This is a genomic window from Streptomyces sp. SPB074 (assembly GCF_000154905.1).
GTDB lineage: Bacteria > Actinomycetota > Actinomycetes > Streptomycetales > Streptomycetaceae > Streptomyces.
In genome coordinates this window covers 1,176,987-1,179,725 of record NZ_GG770539.1, presented here as the reverse complement: position 1 = coordinate 1,179,725, position 2,739 = coordinate 1,176,987, and the positions used below count along the sequence as shown (strand labels likewise).

Here is a 2,739-nt window from a genome sequence, read left to right as displayed (position 1 = left end):
AGGCGTTCGCGCGCTCCCGGGGCGTCACCCTCAACACCCTCGTGCAGGCCGCCTGGGGCATCCTCCTCGGCCGCCTCACCGGCCGCACCGACGTCGTCTTCGGCGCCACCGTCGCCGGGCGCTCCCCCGAACTGGCGGGCGCGGAGGCCATGATCGGCCTCTTCATCAACACCGTGCCGGTACGTGTACGGCTGCGCCAGGACGAGAGCGCCGCCGCGCTCCTCGCACGGCTCCAGGACGAGCAGTCCCGGCTCCTGGCGCACCAGCACCTCGGCCTCGCGGACATCCAGCGCGCGGCCGGGCTCGGGGAACTCTTCGACACCCTCGTGGTGTTCGAGTCCTACCCCGTCGCGGAGGAGCCCGCCCGGGGCGAGGCCCCGCGCGCCACCGTCCGCGAGCACGCGGACTCCACGCACTACCCCTTCGCGTGGGCCGTCGAGCCGGGCGAACGCCTGCGCCTGACCGCCGAGTTCCGCCCCGACCTGCTCGACGCGGCGACGGTGCGGCGCGTCACCGACGCCCTCGCGGAGCTGCTGACCGGCATGGCCAGGGAGCCCGAACTGCCCGTCGGACGGCTCGAACTCCTCGCCCCCGCCGAGCGGCAGCGGATGCTCACGGACTGGAACGACACCGCGCTCCCCGAGGCGGCCCGCCCCGGCACGATCCCCGAACTCCTCGCCGCCCAGGTCGCCGAGAGCCCCGACACCGTCGCCGTCACGGACGGCCGCACGAGCCTCACCTTCGCCGAACTCGACCGGCACACGGAGGAACTGGCCCGCGTCCTCGCCGCGCACGGCGCCGCGCCCGAACGGACCGTCGCCCTCGCCCTGCCCCGTACCACCCAGCACCTCGTCGCGATCCTCGCCGTCATGCGCGCGGGCGCCGCCTACCTGCCGCTGGACACCGCGCTTCCCGTAGCCAGGCTCACCGCCCAGCTCACCGACGCCCGCCCCGTCCTCGTCCTCACCGCCGCGGAGACGGCCCTCCCGGACACGGGGGTGCCCGTCCTGCGCGTCGACACCCCGCTCGGGGACCTGCCCCGGGCCGAGCCCACCCCGCCCGCGCCCGGACACCCCGCGTACGTCCTCTTCACCTCCGGCTCCACCGGGCGCCCCAAGGGCGTCGTCGTGACCCAGCGCAACATCACGAGCCTCTTCCACAGCCACCGCCACGACCTCCACGCGGCGGCCCGCCGCCGCACCGGCCGCCGTCACCTGCGGGTCGCGCACGCCTGGTCGTTCGCCTTCGACGCCTCCTGGCAGCCGCAGCTGTGGCTCCTGGACGGCCACACCCTGCACATCGCCGACGAGGAGACGCGCCGCGACCCCGAACTCCTCGCCGCCTTCGTCCGCGCCCACGCCATCGACTTCATCGAGGTCACCCCGTCCCTCCTGGACCGCATGGCCGACAGCGGGCTGGCCGGACCGGACGGCCAGTGGCCGCTCGCCCTCGTCGGCTTCGGCGGCGAGGCCGTGCCGCCCGCCCTGTGGCGCAGGCTCGCCGCCCTCCCCGGCACCGAGGCCGTCAACCTGTACGGGCCCACCGAGACGACCGTGGACGCGCTCGTGGGCCGCGTCGCGGACAGCCCGGCCGCACCCGTCGTGGGCCGCCCCGTGCACGGCTCGCGCGCCTACGTGCTCGACACCGCGCTGCGCCCCGTGCCGCCCGGCGTCACCGGGGAGCTGTACCTCGCGGGCCCCGGGCTCGCCCGCGGCTACCTGGACCGCCCCGCCCTCACCGCCGAGCGCTTCCTCGCCGACCCCTACGGCCCGGCGGGGGAGCGGATGTACCGCACGGGCGACCTCGCCCGCTGGACGGAGGAAGGACTCCTGCGCTTCGCCGGACGCGCCGACGACCAGGTCAAGGTCCGCGGCTACCGCGTCGAACTCGCCGAGATCGAGCGGGCGATCGACAGCCACCCCGCCGTGGCCCGCACCGTCGTCGTCACCCGGGAGCCCCGCCCCGGCGTCCACCAGCTCATCGCCTACGCGGCCCCGGCACCCGGCGCCCCGGCGCCCGAGCCGGCCGCGCTGCGCGCCCACGCGGCGGCGACGCTCCCCGAGTACATGGTCCCGGCCGCCGTCGTCGTCCTGGACCGCCTGCCGCTGCTGCCCAACGGCAAGCTCGACCGCGCCGCGCTGCCCGCGCCCGACTTCACCTCGGCGGGCGGCGGCCGGGCCCCGGAGAACGCCACCGAGCACACCCTGCGCGAGCTCTTCGCCGAAGCGCTCGGCCTGCCCGCCGACGCGGTCGGCACCGATGACGACTTCTTCTCCTTCGGCGGGGACAGCATCATCGCCATGAGTCTCGTCGCCCGGGCCCGCGCCGCCGGACTGCGCCTGACCCCGCGCCAGTTCCTCCAGCACCGCACCGTCGCCGCGCTCGCGCCACTGGCCCGCCCGCTCGCCCCGCGGGAGCGCGGCGCCATGCACGACGACGGCACGGGGACCGTCGCGCTCACCCCGATCATGCGGTCCCTCGTCGAACGCGGCGGCCCCCTCGCCGCCTACCACCAGGCCGCCCTCGTCCGTACCCCCGCAGGTCTCACCGAGGACGGTCTCCGCACCGTGCTCGCCGCCCTCGCGGCCCGCCACGACATGCTCCGCGCCCGCCTCGTGCGCACACCGGGGCCCGTCCTGACGGTCCCGGAGCCGGACGGCTACGAGGTACGCGACTGGCTGCGGCGCGCGGACGTACGGGCCGAGGCGGACGACCCGGAGGCCCTGCGCGCCGCCATCG

1 protein-coding gene is annotated in these 2,739 nt (G+C 76.6%); it reads left to right on the top strand.

The annotated features are described in order from the left end of the window. Nucleotides 1-2,739: non-ribosomal peptide synthetase (locus SSBG_RS04790; protein WP_158677833.1), on the top strand; the 2,739-nt coding region annotated here is incomplete at both ends.